This is a genomic window from Acidihalobacter aeolianus (genome assembly GCF_001753165.1).
GTDB classification, from domain to species: domain Bacteria; phylum Pseudomonadota; class Gammaproteobacteria; order DSM-5130; family Acidihalobacteraceae; genus Acidihalobacter; species Acidihalobacter aeolianus.
Genome location: NZ_CP017448.1, coordinates 3,246,370 through 3,260,894 on the forward strand (window position 1 = coordinate 3,246,370; position 14,525 = coordinate 3,260,894).

Annotated in this window: 14 protein-coding genes; 4 read left to right on the plus strand and 10 right to left on the minus strand. The window is 64.1% G+C overall.

All coding sequences use genetic code 11. The features are described from left to right. Positions 1 to 179 precede the first annotated feature (179 nt). Positions 180 to 2,948 carry an EAL domain-containing protein gene (locus BJI67_RS15165; RefSeq protein ID WP_197513162.1) on the plus strand — a complete coding sequence of 923 codons (2,769 nt, stop codon included), beginning with the start codon at positions 180 to 182 and terminating at the stop codon, positions 2,946 to 2,948. Here the strand turns inward: BJI67_RS15165 and BJI67_RS15170 are convergent. Next, the gene (locus BJI67_RS15170) at positions 2,917 to 3,354 is read right to left on the minus strand and encodes a YybH family protein (RefSeq protein ID WP_070073752.1); all 438 of its coding nucleotides are present in this window, start codon (positions 3,352 to 3,354) and stop codon (positions 2,917 to 2,919) included. The two genes, BJI67_RS15165 and BJI67_RS15170, sit on opposite strands and share 32 nt — an antisense overlap. After that, positions 3,351 to 3,758 carry a YybH family protein gene (locus BJI67_RS15175; RefSeq protein WP_070073753.1) on the minus strand — a complete coding sequence of 136 codons (408 nt, stop codon included), beginning with the start codon at positions 3,756 to 3,758 and terminating at the stop codon, positions 3,351 to 3,353. The genes BJI67_RS15170 and BJI67_RS15175 overlap by 4 nt, the downstream gene beginning before the upstream one ends. A gap of 73 nt (positions 3,759 to 3,831) precedes the next feature. Here BJI67_RS15175 and BJI67_RS15180 point away from each other — a divergent pair, with 73 nt between their 5' ends. Beyond that, entirely contained in the window at positions 3,832 to 4,710 is an 879-nt protein-coding gene (locus BJI67_RS15180) for a PfkB family carbohydrate kinase (protein WP_070073754.1), read from the plus strand. Between the two features lie 98 nt (positions 4,711 to 4,808). After that, entirely contained in the window at positions 4,809 to 5,078 is a 270-nt protein-coding gene (locus BJI67_RS18340) for a Rieske (2Fe-2S) protein (RefSeq protein ID WP_407922822.1), read from the plus strand. Here the strand turns inward: BJI67_RS18340 and BJI67_RS15185 are convergent. Both BJI67_RS15185 and nfi read right to left on the minus strand, forming a co-directional pair. Further along, positions 5,045 to 6,067, minus strand: a complete 1,023-nt coding sequence (locus tag BJI67_RS15185) for a CHAD domain-containing protein (RefSeq protein WP_070073755.1) — start codon at positions 6,065 to 6,067, stop codon at positions 5,045 to 5,047. The genes BJI67_RS18340 and BJI67_RS15185 overlap by 34 nt on opposite strands. Positions 6,068 to 6,155: 88 nt before the next feature. Further along, on the minus strand, positions 6,156 to 6,863 hold the full coding sequence (gene nfi / locus BJI67_RS17085) for a deoxyribonuclease V (protein WP_083250936.1): 708 nt from the start codon (positions 6,861 to 6,863) through the stop codon (positions 6,156 to 6,158). Positions 6,864 to 7,026: 163 nt separating this feature from the next. On the opposite strand from nfi, the gene BJI67_RS15195 reads away from it, so the two are divergent. After that, positions 7,027 to 7,473 (plus strand): DsrE family protein, encoded by a 447-nt coding sequence (locus BJI67_RS15195; protein WP_070073757.1) that lies wholly within the window; start codon positions 7,027 to 7,029, stop codon positions 7,471 to 7,473. 277 nt (positions 7,474 to 7,750) lie between these two features. On the opposite strand, the gene soxA is transcribed toward BJI67_RS15195, so the two are convergent. From soxA to gmk, 6 genes are all read right to left on the minus strand, one after another. Beyond that, positions 7,751 to 8,614: a sulfur oxidation c-type cytochrome SoxA gene (gene soxA / locus BJI67_RS15200; protein WP_156782171.1), complete on the minus strand. Its 864-nt coding sequence runs from the start codon at positions 8,612 to 8,614 to the stop codon at positions 7,751 to 7,753. A 123-nt stretch (positions 8,615 to 8,737) separates the two neighbouring features. Beyond that, positions 8,738 to 10,816 (minus strand): ATP-dependent DNA helicase RecG, encoded by a 2,079-nt coding sequence (gene recG / locus BJI67_RS15205; protein WP_070073759.1) that lies wholly within the window; start codon positions 10,814 to 10,816, stop codon positions 8,738 to 8,740. Between the two features lie 28 nt (positions 10,817 to 10,844). Beyond that, positions 10,845 to 11,228: a RidA family protein gene (locus tag BJI67_RS15210; protein WP_070073760.1), complete on the minus strand. Its 384-nt coding sequence runs from the start codon at positions 11,226 to 11,228 to the stop codon at positions 10,845 to 10,847. Positions 11,229 to 11,298: 70 nt separating this feature from the next. Further along, positions 11,299 to 13,494: a bifunctional GTP diphosphokinase/guanosine-3',5'-bis pyrophosphate 3'-pyrophosphohydrolase gene (gene spoT / locus BJI67_RS15215; protein WP_070073761.1), complete on the minus strand. Its 2,196-nt coding sequence runs from the start codon at positions 13,492 to 13,494 to the stop codon at positions 11,299 to 11,301. Between the two features lie 49 nt (positions 13,495 to 13,543). Continuing rightward, positions 13,544 to 13,804, minus strand: a complete 261-nt coding sequence (gene rpoZ / locus BJI67_RS15220) for a DNA-directed RNA polymerase subunit omega (RefSeq protein WP_070073762.1) — start codon at positions 13,802 to 13,804, stop codon at positions 13,544 to 13,546. Between the two features lie 94 nt (positions 13,805 to 13,898). Beyond that, complete coding sequence (gene gmk, locus BJI67_RS15225) at positions 13,899 to 14,513, minus strand: guanylate kinase (protein ID WP_070073763.1); 615 nt, start codon at positions 14,511 to 14,513, stop codon at positions 13,899 to 13,901. Positions 14,514 to 14,525 lie beyond the last annotated feature (12 nt).

The following is a 14,525-nucleotide window of genomic DNA, read 5'->3' on the forward strand; positions in this document are numbered from 1 at the left end:
GCCGCTCTGCTAACATCCGCCACAACCGCCGTCCCACAAGGACATGAATTTGGTCACGACGACCCCAAGGCTTGCGCTGGGCAACCGGGCTGATGTCGCTGTAGCCGACAAGGGAGCCACCGGCCCCCGCGATGCCGTCGTCCGCACCGCCCATGGCCAGCCGCCAACCGGCATACCCGATGTCTGAACCAAAGTCCCCTGCCTCGCGCGAATCCGCGCCACTGTTCACCTGGTTCGAAATCGGCGTGAGCGCGGCCGCCGCACTGGTCCTGAGCTTCCTCCTCATTGCCGTCATCAGCTGGCTCAACCTCAGCGCCTCGCAACGCATCTATGCCGCCCAGGCCACCGGCATCATCCAGCTGATCACACAGCGCCTAGCCACCGACCGCGCCGTACTCACCCCGCTGTCCGGCCTCTACCAGGCCAACGCCCTGCACGGTGCGCAGCAGCTTTCCTCCGTTGCCGGCGCACTGCTGCACAGCTATCCCTACTTCTCGAATTTCGCCTATCTGCGCTGGCTGCCCGCGGCAGAGCGCGACGGCTACGTCGCGCGCATGCGCGAACAAGGCCACCCGCAATTCCACCTCCATCCCTTCGGCGAGTTCGACGGCAGCGTCCCGCGCGACCGACCCGCGCTGGTCATCGGCTTCCTGGCGCCCAGCAGCGCCACCAACGCCGGGTTTCTGGGTGCCGATCTGCTGAGCGACCCCCAAATCGCCGAAGCGGTAGAACGCGCCGTCCGCAAGGGACGCATGGCCGTTATCGCGGTCCCGCGCTTCAACGGCAATCGACCGGGCTATCTCGCGCTGATGGCCACCTACAACGGCCGCAAGCCGCCCGCCGATGCCGCCGAACGCAAACGCCAGCTCAGCGGCATGTTCATGCTGTCGGTCGATTTCCCGCGCATGCTCGACGGCATACTCGACGCCCACCCGCAGTGGTCCCTGAGCATCCGCAACCTGAGTGTACCCCGTGGTCAGGGGCAGACGATCTACCACAGCGAAGCCCGCGAGGGCACGCCGTTGCCGAGCATTCTTCCGAGCTATCGGGTCGATCAGCGATTGCATGTCGACCACCATCGTCTCTCGATCGACCTGACCCGGTATGCCGAATTGGCGGATTTACGCCTTGGAACCAGTCTCCCGGCCGCACTGCTGCCCTGGATTTTGATCGGCGCCCTTGGGTGGATCACCGGACTGCGCCGCCATGCCCGGCGGACCCAGGCGGCGGTCGAAAGCGAACTGGCACATAGCCGGGAGCAGGCCGAAATCGCTCTGAGTTCGATCACCGATGCGGTCATTACCACCGATGCCGGCATGCGTATCCAGTTCATGAATCCGGTCGCCACGCGACTTACCGGCTGGCCGTTGGCCAGCGCGCTTGGCCGCGGCCTGGGTGAAATTGCCCCTTTGCTGGAGGAACACACCCGCGAACCGATGTATGCTGACCTCGCCAGCCTGGGTAACCGCGGCGCAAGTGCGGCGGAAGGCATCCTGCAGGCACGTGACGGGCGCAATCACATCGTGGAAATCCGTGTCTCAGCACTGAGCGGTCGCAACCGCACTGGCGGCGGCCTCGCCCTGGTGCTGCGCGATGTCAGTCGCGAACGCGAGCTGGAAAACGCGCTGGACTACCAATCGACACGCGACCCGCTGACCGGCCTGCTCAACCGCCGCAGTTTCGAAACCTACTTGCGCCAGTGGCTCAACCTACGTCAACCGGGCGGCCCCCGCGGCGCGCTCTGCCAGATCGATCTCAACCACTTCAAACTGATCAACGATACCGCCGGACACCGCGCGGGCGACGAGCTGTTGCGTCAGTTTGCCTGGCTGCTGGGTACCGTTCTGCCCACCGGGACGATCCTCGCCCGACTGGGTGCCGACGAGTTCGGCATCCTCCTTCCACCCAATCTGGAGGACACCCCCCAGCAGGTTGCGCAGCATCTTATCGAGGCGGCCAAGGTCTTCGATTTCAACTGGGAACAGCAGCATTTCAACATCGGTGCGAGCATCGGACTGGTACTAGTGGCGGATGACCGACAGGATGCCGGCGACTTGCTCATCAAGGCCGACCTCGCCTGCCTGGCAGCCAAGGACAAGGGACGCAACAATTTCCACGTCTATGACGAAGCGGATGCCGCGATCGCCCAGCGCTCAGGGCAGATGCTTTGGCTGGCGCGCCTGCAGGAGGCCTTGCACAACGACCGCTTTATCCTCTACACGCAGCCGATGCTGCCGCTCAAGGCCGCCTCGCAGCCGCGCGAAATGCATGAATTCCTGCTGCGCATGCGCCTAGATGACGGCAGCCTCGCGACACCGGACCTGTTCATACCGGCGGCGGAGCGCTATCAGCTGATGGCTGAACTGGACCGGAGAATCGTCGATCTGGCATTGGGACTGATCGCACGCAGTGCCGGAGATCCGCACGGTACCCTGTACACCATCAACCTGTCCGGGCAATCGGTCGGCGAGCCTAATCTCGCCAATTTCATTTTCGAACGCCTGCGCCACCACGGCGTCAGCCCTGCGCAGGTCTGCTTCGAAATCACCGAGACTGCCGCCATCTCGAACATGCACGGCGCGCAAACGCTGATTAGCCAATTACGCGCGCGCGGCGTGCGTTTCGCCCTGGACGACTTCGGTGCCGGATTGAGCTCCTTCACCTATCTCAAGCGACTGCCAGTGGATTTTCTCAAGATCGAGGGCGAGTTCGTGCGCGGCATGCGCCAGGACCGCACCGACCGCAGCCTGGTGGAATCCTTCTGCGAAATCGGGCGCGCGTTCAACCTGCTGATCATCGCCGAATCGGTCGAGGACGAGGCCACCCTCTCCGCCCTGCGGGATATCGGCGTCGACTACGCCCAGGGGTTCCATATCGGGCGGCCGCAGCCTGCGCCGTTCTCCGCGACCCATACGTTCAGTGCAGACCCTGGGACGTCGAAGGCGTAAGGGGCGGAGACGGTTTTGCCTGCGGCGTGGCTAGATGCCCGATCATCCGCCAACCTTCCGAAAACCGCCGGTAACTGTTGCAGTAATGCAGAACCCCGCTCGGCATCAGCTCGCCGGCACGCACGATGCGCTCCTCGCCGACATGCACCGCGAGTTCCACATCCGTCTCGCGCCATAGACATAGCGGCTCTACCCGAACGTCCAACGCGCGCGCAAACACGGCCAACCATCCCTCCATCACTGAGAGGACGCCTACCTGAGGCCGTGCACCCGGGGCCGGGTGCATGCACACCACATCGTCCGTATCCGCCCATACCGACATCATCGCCTCGTGGTCGGCGGCCTGCAGCGCCGCGTAATAGGCTGCCTCACAGGCCTCGGGCGATGAATATACCGGCCCGCTCAATGCAGTGGGCCATGGGAGGGCACCCGCTCGGTCCAACCAGGCGAGGCGTGGTGCGCAACGATGCGCCAACCCCCGGCGCCGCGCCGGAAGCTGTTGACGGCGAAGACCGTGCCGACCTCACTGCCAGCGATGAACCGTTCGACCACCATATGCACGGCAAGCCCCTCCGAGCGCGAACGCGACAGAGGCTGAATCTGAAGTCGCGGCAACTCCGCCTGAGTGCCCGCCGCGCCGAACAGTTCCGCCCAGCTTGCGCGGATCGCCTGGGTACCTTCGAGACGGGGCATACCGGGGTGGATACATACGACAGGACGGTCCGTCGACCAAACTCGCATCATAGCCTCCGTATCATGTGCCATGAAGGCTTCGTAAAACGCACGCTCGGCATCTTCCGGTTGGTTCAAGCGTTGTTCCTCCTTGTCGGCGTCAGACGGATCCTATGGTAGGTTATGCCACCGTTTAACGACAGGATTGACCATGAGTCTGTTTCTGTTGACCGGCATCGCCACGCTCGACATCGTCAACACAGTCGACCACTACCCCGCCGAAGACGAAGAACTGCGCGCCAACGCGCAGCGCCTTGTACCGGGGGGCAATGCCCTGAACAGCGCTCGGGCACTGGCTGCGATAGGCCACCGCGTGGAGCTGCTGGCACAGTTGGCTGACGACCCGAGCGCTCTCATGATCCGCGACACACTGCAGGCGGAAGCCGTCCGTCACCAGCATTGCCCGTGCATCCACGGCGTCACACCGACGTCCTACGTCACCCTGAATGCAGCCAATGGTTCGCGCACCATCGTTCATTACCGTGACCTACCGGAACTCAGCGCAGCCCACTTCAAGGCCGTTGCCGTGGAGCAGTTCGACTGGCTCCACTTCGAGGGGCGCAATCCAGGCGAGACCCTGAAAATGCTCAGACATGCACGACGCCTGCTACGCGATCAGCCGATCTCCATCGAGATCGAAAAATCCCGCCCCGGACTGGATGCATTGCTGCCCATGGCCGATGTGCTGATCTTCAGTCGCGCCTATGTCGTCTCCATGGGCTACACAAACGCTCCGGAGCTGTTGGCCGCCATGCGTCCTCGCGCACCACGCGCCACGCTGGTCTGCGCCTGGGGAACCAGCGGCGCTTGGGCGCTGCCCGTGGGCGGGCACGACGCCATGCATGCGCCGGCGGGACCCGCGCAAGCGGTGGACACGCTCGGCGCCGGGGATGCCTTCAACGCCGGTCTGATCGCCGCACTCGCCACCGGAGCGACACTATCCGAGGCCCTGCACCAGGCATCCAACCTGGCCTCGCGCAAGGTCGGTGGATATGGATTCGCCCACCTCGCCGGCCAAGGAAACCGATGAACACGTGCGGCGACGAACCGCTGGTAGCGCTGGGCGCAATCGATGACCCCGGGAGCACGACCGTCGACATAGCCAACCCAGGCCGTCCGATTCCACTCATGATTGTGCGCCATGCCGGCAAGGTTTTCGGATATCTCAACATCTGCCCGCATTTGGGCACACCGCTGGACTGGAATCCGGGCGCGGTGCTAGACCGTGAGCGAAGGTCCATCATTTGCGCCACACACGGCGCCCGGTTCCGCATTCATGACGGGCAATGCATCTCCGGACCCTGTTTCGGCGACCGACTGACCGCAATACCACTGTGCGTTCAGGCTGGAGTGATTTTCCTCGCTCAAACCCGCACTTCATCAGACTCGGACGACTGATATTGCATAGCGGGGTCCGCAGCCGCAGCGACGTCATCACTCGCCAGGAGACCTTCCATCCGCTTACGCAAGCCGGCAAGTGCACCAACGGCCAAATGCGGCTCCAGTTGAATTCTCAGCTCCGAGTAGTGTGCGCTCAGACGGGTCGCCAGATACACCAAACCTGGCAGTGTCTCGTGCGCCTGCAGAATCGCGAAGCCGCGGACGTCCTCCCGCATCGCTGCAAGCACCATCTCGCGAGCATGCGCGCCGCAGGTGGCCGCCGCGGTATCCGACATCCAAGCGCCGAACTTCTGCGCGTCACGCCAGTCGCCTAAACGGGTCTGCAGCGCCTTGAGTTCCGTCACGACCGTATCCGATTGGTCGGGTGCAAACAGGGTCTGATCCGATTCGAGCCAGTAACGCAGACGTTTTGATAATAATCTCGTTCGGTGCAACGTATGCTCGTCCAGATCCGGCCAGAGTCCAGCCAGACTTTCATCCAGGCGGTGCCAGAGCGCTTCCGCCCGAACTCGAAACTCGGCCGTCTCATTCCCCGGGAGGGCAAGTTTCTGACGCCCGTGGACAAGCGCATGCAAATCTGCACGCAAGGGCGGATAGCGGTGCTCGATCGCCTCACGCGCATCGTCCAACGAAATACGCAAACGCTGCATCAAACGCGCGCGTACCTGTGCAACACCCTCGGCTTCCTGGCGTGCGGCCTCCTTGGCAAGCACATCCAGCAGCGCAAGCCATGCCTCTGCGTTGCGCGCCTCGTCACTGACCCGAGTCAGCTTGCGCAGGTTACGCGACAGTTCGCGGATGTCCTTAGTTTTCGCCGGATGCCATTTCAGTCGACTACGTACCCGCCGCACGGCGACACGAAAGTCGTGCAGCGCCTCATCCTCACCCCGTGCGAGCCTCGCCAGCGCCTGGTCAGCCGCCTTCAGCTGCCGTCTGAGCAAGCGTGCAGTGTCCGTTTCGACCGTCACCCCATCTTGTGTGCTCATGACACTCCAACCGGTAAATTCCTCCATCCAACGGCACCTTAGCCGTACGGCGAAAATAAGTACCTGCGCCAGATCAACTACGGATGATTCAGAGCTTAGGTCGGTGCCCGGAAGCACGGGCGATGGCCGGAGCAGAGGCCAATCGGTGCGCGGCACGTATCGGCTCAGGTAGGCGGAAACGGGTAAGAGCCTGCATCACCAGCAGAGGCGCCGTAGTCTGGGAAACGCGGTGCCCCGGTGAAATAAAAAGTGGGCGAACTCCACTGCGGCTACGCAGAACCGTGCCGATACGCTCATCGCCCACGCACAGCGGGGTCGTCTCACCCTTAGCTTGTCCGAGCTCGCCATACTCGCCTACCAACCGAGATTTGCCGACGCCAATGCTCGCCAGGCCAGTTAATACCCCAAAGTGTGCTGCGATACCGAGGCGGCGTGGATGCGCCACACCTTGGCCATCGCAAAAAACAAGATCCGGCAGGGTTTGCAGACGGTCGATTGCCTCAAGCACCGCGGGCAGTTCACGGAAGGACAACAGGCCGGGAACATAGGGGAATCGGGTTTCGCGACGCAACAGCGCCTGCTCGATCGGCCGCATTTCCGGCCAACTCAGCACCACCACCGCAGCCCGCGTGATCGCCCCACCGCCTTCGAATCCGACGTCAATGCCGGCTACAAGGCGCAGCGGGCCGAATTCGTCGCTCTGTGAGACTTCAGCCGCCAGGTCGGCTTGAATGAGACGGGCCTCGCTGGGCGAGACGTCCCATTCATGGATTAAATTTTCGGATCGCTGCGTCATATATTGTTGAATCCCAGATTTCATGGGACTTCAGCCGTCCAGTGAGTGGCTCGTTGTTCAAGGGCAGCGATAAGGTGTCGCAGAGCACCAGGTTCCACGGGCGGAAGATTATCGGGGTTAATGCAAAGCCTATCGCAACTACCATCACCCAGGAGATTCATTCGTGAACTTTCGACGTCAACTAGCCGCCACCGCTCTCGCCGTCTGCGCCTTCGGCGCGACCTCCGCGATGGCCGCCACGCATAAAACGCCACCTTGGGGACCCGGCCCCTTCAAGGTACTGCTCGAGGTGAATCAGAACAATCACGCCGAGTGGGCCATCACCATCAACAACCTGCGCACCATGGAAAAGGTCGTCGGCATGAACACCGCGCACGCCGAGGTCATCGCGTGGGGTCCCGGCATCAAGTTCCTGCTGAAGAATTCGCCCTACGCCGCGGACATCCAGAGTCTGTCGATGTACGGCATCAAATTCGCCGCCTGCCATCAGACCATGAAGGCCATGCATCTCAAGAAGTCGCAGCTGGCCGAAGGCGTGACCGTGGTTCCCGGCGCCATCGCCGAGATCATCAAGCGGCACAACGAAGGCTGGACCGAAATCAAGGAATAACCCACCGCACCTCGCCCGGCCGCATGGCCGGGCCCCCCCTCCAGGGCACGACACGCTGCCCTCGTCACATCACAGTCCGAATCTGAATCTCTAACCGCGACGGTTCGCAACGGACCTATGGCGGGGCTACGCGCGTTTGAAATGGACCAAATGGCAGGGACATGCCAGGACGCTGTGCACCGCAGCCGGAATGCATTAGGAGCGGCAAGTCAGCTTGAGGATGGTTGGTGTTGCAACCGCAGCCAGGCCGATGCCCGGCTGCGGTCTTGCGCATGAATCAGTTGCGGTAACCGGGACCGGTCACCGGCAAACCGTTGCTCATGTACGAGAGGAAGTACTCGAGATCGCGATATTCGACGCTCTGCGGTTTGAACGGCTTGGCGCGCACTTGTTTATTACAACCGATGAAGCGGCGATCGATAGTACCGAGGTTGCTCCACTTCGCACGATAGACCGGGAAACCGTTGAGCATGCCCAGAGCCGGGCTGAGCGTCTGCGTACGCAGCTTCTTACCTGCATGGACCATGTGGCAGTCGGCGCAGGAGAAATTCAGCTGCCCACGCTTGGCATAGAAGAAATCCTTGCCGCGCTCGTAGGCCGCCAAGGCAGCAGGATCGTTGGGCACTGTGATGTGCATCGGCTTGCCGTCCGACGTGCTCGCCATATACGCCGCGATATCGGCGATCTTGCCCCGCTTCCACGGCAGCGGCTTCTCGCCGTTCTTGACTCGACATTCGTTGATGGCGGACTCCAGAGTCACCACCTGGCCGGTCTTCTTGTCAAAGTAGGGGTAGTACTGGCGTATGTCCTTGCCACCATTGCGGAAGCAGCTCGCATAGGTCTTGCCATTGGCAAATGGTTTCTCGAACAGCTGCTTGCCTGTAGCAATACCGGCGTCCTGCGGCGGAAACTGCATGATGCTCTTGTACTGACTGATCGCATCCTCGGAATTGATGCCGGGAATCCATTCGCCCTGGGCGTAGGCCTTTAAAGGCACACCCGGGAAACGGTGCTCAAAAAACTGGCGGAATTCCTTGAGATCGTGTTCCGGACTGGCCTGCACCACGACCGGCGCAGCCAGCAGCGTGACGACCGCTCCCAAGATTCCGATGATTCCTGCTCCCTTGAACATCCTTCTCATTGCGCCTCCTTCAGCTCGGCAATCATTTTATGGATACTTGTAGGCTCACCCAACCTGACTGATTATAGCCAGCCGGGTCCGAGGTGTTGCAAGGGGAGCCGCCGACCCGGGACGCGTCGCCACTCAAACCTGGGCATAGCGGATACCGCCGGCCACCCAGCGCCTGATCAGCGCATCGCTGGCTGCACTGCCGACGGATGCCAGTGCGTGCGCCAGCTGCAGTGCGGCCGGGATGAGATCCGCGTCCTGCGCCATGTCGGCAACTCGCAACCGTGCCAGCCCTGTCTGCCGCGTGCCGAGAAGCTCGCCCGGCCCGCGGATTTCGAGATCGTGTCGCGCCACTTCGAAACCGTCGCCGGTTTCGCGCATGACCTGCAAACGCCGGCGCGCCGTCTCCCCCAAGGGAGGATGATAGAGCAATACGCAGCTCGAAGCCGCAGTTCCGCGTCCCACTCGCCCGCGCAGCTGATGCAGCTGGGCCAGCCCCAGACGCTCGGCGTTCTCGATCACCATCAGCGAGGCATTGGGTACGTCGACGCCCACCTCGATCACTGTGGTCGCCACCAGCAGGTCCAGCTCGCCCTGCTGGAAGGCGCGCATCACGGCCTCCTTGTCCGCCGCCTTGAGACGCCCGTGCACCAATCCGACGGCGACCGCGGGCAGTGTTTCGGTGAGCAGCGCGTATGTCGCCTCGGCGGTTTCGCACTGCAGGGCTTCCGATTCCTCGATCAGAGTGCATACCCAGTAGACCTGCTGGCCGCGCCCCACCGCGGCGTTGATTCGCTCGACGATCTCGCTTCGCCGAGTATCCGGTATCGCAACGGTGACCACCGGCTCGCGCCCCGGCGGCAGCTCGTCGATCACCGAATAGTCGAGGTCCGCGTAGGCCGTCATCGCCAGCGTGCGCGGTATGGGCGTCGCGGTCATCACCAGTTGATGCGGCACCCAGCCTCCGTCGGCGGCCTTCTCGCGCAGGGCGAGGCGCTGGTGCACGCCGAAGCGATGCTGCTCGTCGATCACGACCAGCCCGAGTCGGGCGAAGCGCACGGCTTCCTGGAACAGCGCATGCGTGCCCACCGTAACGGCAGCGCGACCGTCCGCCAGCTCGGCCAGCACTTCGCTTCGCTGTGTCTCGCGCTGTCGCCCGGAGAGCCAGACCACGCGAACGCCCAGCGGCGCCAGCCAGCGTTCCGCATTGCGGTAATGCTGTTCGGCGAGCAATTCGGTCGGCGCCATCATGGCCGCCTGATAGCCGCCGGCCACGGCCTGCAGGCAGGCGGCGACGGCGACCACCGTCTTGCCGGAACCGACATCGCCCTGCACCAGTCGGAGCATGGGATGCGCGCGCGACAGATCCGCCGCGATCTCGTCCATCACGCGTTGCTGCGCGCCGGTCAGGGCAAACGGGAGGGCCCCCACGAATCGCGCGCACAGGGAGTCCGCGGTCGGCGCCGGCAACGGGGGCGCGTTTTCCGTGCGCGCCTCCGCGCGCAGTCGCGCCATGCCGAGCTGGTGCGCGACCAGTTCCTCGAAGGCCAGGCGTCGCTGTGCGGGGTGGCGCCCGGTCAGCAGGGCCGCGGTGTCGGCATCCACCGGCGGCGCGTGGATCAGCTCGATCGCCTCGGCGAGCCCGTAGCGCAGCGTATCGGGCAGGCGGTCGACGGGCAGCCAGTCGTGCAGGCCGCCGTAGGCACGCGCCAAACCGATCAGCCGGCGCAGGGTGGCCTGCCCCACCCCCTCGGTGGCGGGATAGACGGGGGTCAGGGTCTGTTCCAGCGGCTCGCCGTCCGGCTCGGCGAGGATGCGGTACTCCGGATGCACCATTTCCAACCCGACGACGCCCGCCCTGGCCTCGCCGAAGGCGCGTACCCATTGTCCGGTAACGAGCTGATTGCGCTGCGTGGAGCCGAAGTGGAAGAAGCGCAGGGTGATCTGCCCGGTCTGGTCGCCCAGGCGCACCAGCAGGGCCCGGCGGCGACGCACCACCACCTCGGCGTGCAGCACCTGCCCCTGTATCAACACCTCCTGCTGCGGGCGCAGCCCGCCCAGGGGATGCAGGCGACTGCGATCCTGATAGCGCAGCGGCAGGTGGAACAGCAGATCCTCAACGCGCTCGATGCCCAGCCGGGTCAGGCGTTCGGCGAGACGCTCGCCGACGCCCTTCATGGCAGCCACCGGCGACTGCAGCCCGAGCGCCGTCATCGGCGCGTCACCCCGCGCCGCACGTGCTTCAGCCGAGCACCATCACCGCTTCCATTTCCACACCGACGTCGCGTGGCAGCGCGGCCACGCCGACCGCGGCACGTGCTGGGTACGGCTCGGAGAAATATTCGGCCATGAGCTGGTTGACTATCGGGAAATGCGCCAGGTCGGTCAGGTAGATGTTGAGCTTGACGACATCGGCCAGGCTGCCGCCTGCGGCCCGCGCCACCGCTGCCAGGTTGGCGAACACCTGACGGATCTGGGTTTCGATGTCGGCGCCGGCCAGTTCCATGGTCGCGGGGTCGAGCGGAATCTGGCCGGACAGGTAGACCGTGTCGCCCGCGCGCACGGCCTGGGAATAGGTGCCGATGGCCTTGGGTGCCTCGTCGGTGAAGATGACCTCTTTGTGCATGGCTGCTGCGACCTCGTGCGTGAAATGGGCAGAGAGTACCGGGATTCGGTCGTCGGGTCATCCCGGCGCGTCAGCCGCGCACGCGTGCGATCTTGCTCACCTCGGGGATGGCGCGCAGGCGCCGCATGATGTGCGCCAGATGGCGTCTGTCGCGCACGCTCAGCACGAAGGTCATAGTGGTCAGCATGCTGTCGCGTTCCTCGAACGAGACATTCTCGATATTGGATTCCATCTCGGCGATGCGCGCCGCCATCTGCGCCAGCATGCCGCGCTGGTTGGACACCATCACGCGGATCGCCGCGGCGTATTCGCCGGCGGGTTCGTCGGACCACTGCAGGGGCATCCAGCGGTCCGCCTTGTCGCGGAACTCGACCACGTTGCGGCAGGTTTCGCGATGCACGACCAGTCCGCGGCCGGCGCTGAGCACCCCGGCGATGGGGTCGCCGGGCAGCGGGTAGCAGCACTTGGCGAAGGTCAGCACTAGCCCCTCGCTACCGCGGATCACCAGCGGCTTGCCACCAGTGGTCTGGGCCGTTGCTGCCGCATCGCTCTCGTCGCATTCTCCAAGCAGACGGCGCACGGCCAGCGGCGCAAGACGATTGCCCAGACCGACGTCGTTGAGCAGGGCGTCGAGATCGGCCAGCCCCCAGGCGGCGAGCAGTTCGGCAAGATGTGCGGGATCGATCGATTCCAGCGTCTTGCCGGATGCGCTCAGGGACTTTTCCATCAGCCTGCGACCGAGTGCGATGGCCTCGTCCCCCTGCAGACTCTTGAGGCGATGGCGCAGCCCCGTGCGCGCCTTTGCCGTGACCACGAAATTGAGCCAGGCGGGGTTCGGGCGTGCGGTGGGCGAGGTGATGATCTCGACCGTCTGCCCGCTTTCCAGCGGCGCAGACAACGGCGCCAGGTGGCGGTCGATCTTGGCGGCGACGCAGGTATTGCCCACGTCCGAGTGGACCGCATAGGCGAAGTCGACGGCCGTGGCGCCGCGCGGCAGCTCCATGATGTCGCCCTTGGGCGTGAAGATGTAGACCTCGTCCGGGAACAGGTCGACCTTGACGTTTTCCAGGAATTCCAGCGAGCTGCCGGCCCGTTGCTGCATCTCCAGGATGCCCTTGAGCCACTCGCGGGCGCGCGCCTGCGTGCCGGCACCGGCGTTGCCGCCTTCTCCGGACTTGTACAGCCAGTGCGCTGCGATCCCGCTTTCGGCAACGCGGTCCATCTCCTCCGAGCGAATCTGCACTTCGATGGGAATCCCGTGCGGCCCGAACAACACCGTGTGCAGCGACTGGTAGCCGTTGGCCTTGGGGATCGCGATGTAATCCTTGAAGTGACCGGCCACCGGCTTGTACAGGTTGTGGGTGATACCGAGCGCGCGGTAGCAGGTGTCGATGTCCGTCACCACGATGCGGATGGCGAATACGTCGAAGACCTCGGAAAAGGGCATGCGCTTGGCGCGCATCTTCCGGTACAGCGAGTACAGGTTCTTCTCGCGACCCACCACACGCGCCTGAATTCCTGCCTCTTCCAGGCGCCGTACGATCGCCGCCTCGACGTTCTGCATCAGCTCCTTGCGCCGCCCGCGCGCGCGCTCGACCGCGGCCGACAATACGCGGAAGCGCACGGGGTACAACGCCGCGAACCCGAGGGTCTCCAGCTCGCGGCGCAGGGCGTTCATGCCCAGGCGCTGCGCAATCGGGGCGTAGATTTCTAGGGTTTCGCGCGCGATGCGCCGGCGCTTGTCGCTGCGCAGCGCGGACAGGGTACGCATGTTGTGCAGGCGGTCTGCGAGCTTGACCAGGATGACACGCAGATCGCGCACCATCGCCATCATCATCTTGCGGATGTTCTCGGCCTGCGCCTCGGCGTACGACTGGAACTTGAGATGGGTGAGCTTGCTGACCCCGTCCACCAGCTCCGCCACCTCCTCGCCGAAGGTCTCGCGCAGTTGGTCCTTGGTGACCGGGGTGTCCTCCATCACGTCATGGAGGATGGCCGCCATGATGCTGTGATGGTCCATGCGCATCCCGGCCATGACGCGCGCCACGGCCAGGGGATGGAAGATGTAGGGCTCGCCGGACTGACGGTTCTGCCCGGTATGCGCCTCGGCGGCGTAGAGATAGGTCCTATAGACCTCGCGCACCTGCTCGGGGGGCAGGTAGACCTCGAGCATCTTGCACAGGTCGCTGACCAGGAAACGCGTCGACTCACCCCGGCTTACGCCAGGTTGAGCATTCGGCTGCGTCGACGCGACCAAGTCAACCATGATTCTGCCACCATGCGGCGTGCCAGATGGTCGCCGCTAAGGAGATCGCTTAGATCTCCTCCCTGACTTCCTGCTCGGAGATCGCCGAACCATTGCCGTGCTCGCGGGCGATCACCTCGTCCAGCACGGAAACGTCCGTCAGACCCGCCGCGATCTCGCGCAGCGCGACCACGGTGGGCTTGTCGTTCTCCAGAGCCACACGCGGCTCGGCACCCAGCGCGATCTGGCGTGCACGCTTGGACGCAATCAGTACAAGCTGGAAGCGGTTGTCGACATTGGCAAGACAGTCTTCGACGGTAATTCTGGCCATGATTCACTCCGGAAAAAAAGAAGACCGGCCACACACAGGGTGCGGCGCGGACGGAAACACGCAAGTTGCGTCCATCTTAATGGAAGGCCTGCAGTCAGGCCAGCAGATCGGCGATCAAGGCCTTCATGCGCTGCCCACGGGCGGGCAGGCGCAGGCGGTTGGCACGCACGATGACGGTCAATTCGTCCAGGGCGACGTTGAAGTCGTCGTTGACCACCAGATAGTCATACTCGCCGTAATGCGAGATCTCGCGCACCGCATCGCGCATGCGGCGCTCGATGACCTCATCCGGGTCCTGGGCCCGCGCACGCAGCCTGGACTCGAGTTCGGCCCGCGATGGCGGCAATATAAAGATCGACTGGCAGCCGGGCAGCTGACGGCGCACCTGCTGTGCACCCTGCCAGTCGATCTCGAGTATCACGTCGCGTCCCTCGGCGAGCTGTGCCTGCACGCTGGCCAGTGCCGTACCGTAGTAATGGTCGAACACCCTGGCGTGTTCCAGAAAGGCCGCATCCTCGATCATGCCGAGGAAGGTGCGCTCGTCGATGAAATGATAATCGCACCCCGCCTGTTCGCCCGGGCGCGGGCGGCGCGTGGTATGCGACACCGAAATGCTCAAGGTTTCCACGCGCTCGACCAGGGCCTTGACCAGGCTGGTCTTGCCGGCCCCCGACGGGGCGGAAATGATGTACAGGGTGCCGAGGCTCAAGTCGCCGCTCCC

Coding starts and splice junctions, on each gene's coding strand:
- BJI67_RS15180 (WP_070073754.1), top strand. CDS start 3,832: ATGAGTCTGTTTCTGTTGACCGGCATCGCCACGCTCGACATCGTCAAC.
- BJI67_RS18340 (WP_407922822.1), top strand. CDS start 4,809: ATGATTGTGCGCCATGCCGGCAAGGTTTTCGGATATCTCAACATCTGC.
- BJI67_RS15165 (WP_197513162.1), top strand. CDS start 180: ATGTCTGAACCAAAGTCCCCTGCCTCGCGCGAATCCGCGCCACTGTTC.
- soxA (WP_156782171.1), bottom strand. CDS start 8,614: ATGAGAAGGATGTTCAAGGGAGCAGGAATCATCGGAATCTTGGGAGCG.
- spoT (WP_070073761.1), bottom strand. CDS start 13,494: ATGGTTGACTTGGTCGCGTCGACGCAGCCGAATGCTCAACCTGGCGTA.
- nfi (WP_083250936.1), bottom strand. CDS start 6,863: ATGACGCAGCGATCCGAAAATTTAATCCATGAATGGGACGTCTCGCCC.
- BJI67_RS15185 (WP_070073755.1), bottom strand. CDS start 6,067: ATGAGCACACAAGATGGGGTGACGGTCGAAACGGACACTGCACGCTTG.
- recG (WP_070073759.1), bottom strand. CDS start 10,816: ATGACGGCGCTCGGGCTGCAGTCGCCGGTGGCTGCCATGAAGGGCGTC.
- BJI67_RS15210 (WP_070073760.1), bottom strand. CDS start 11,228: ATGCACAAAGAGGTCATCTTCACCGACGAGGCACCCAAGGCCATCGGC.
- rpoZ (WP_070073762.1), bottom strand. CDS start 13,804: ATGGCCAGAATTACCGTCGAAGACTGTCTTGCCAATGTCGACAACCGC.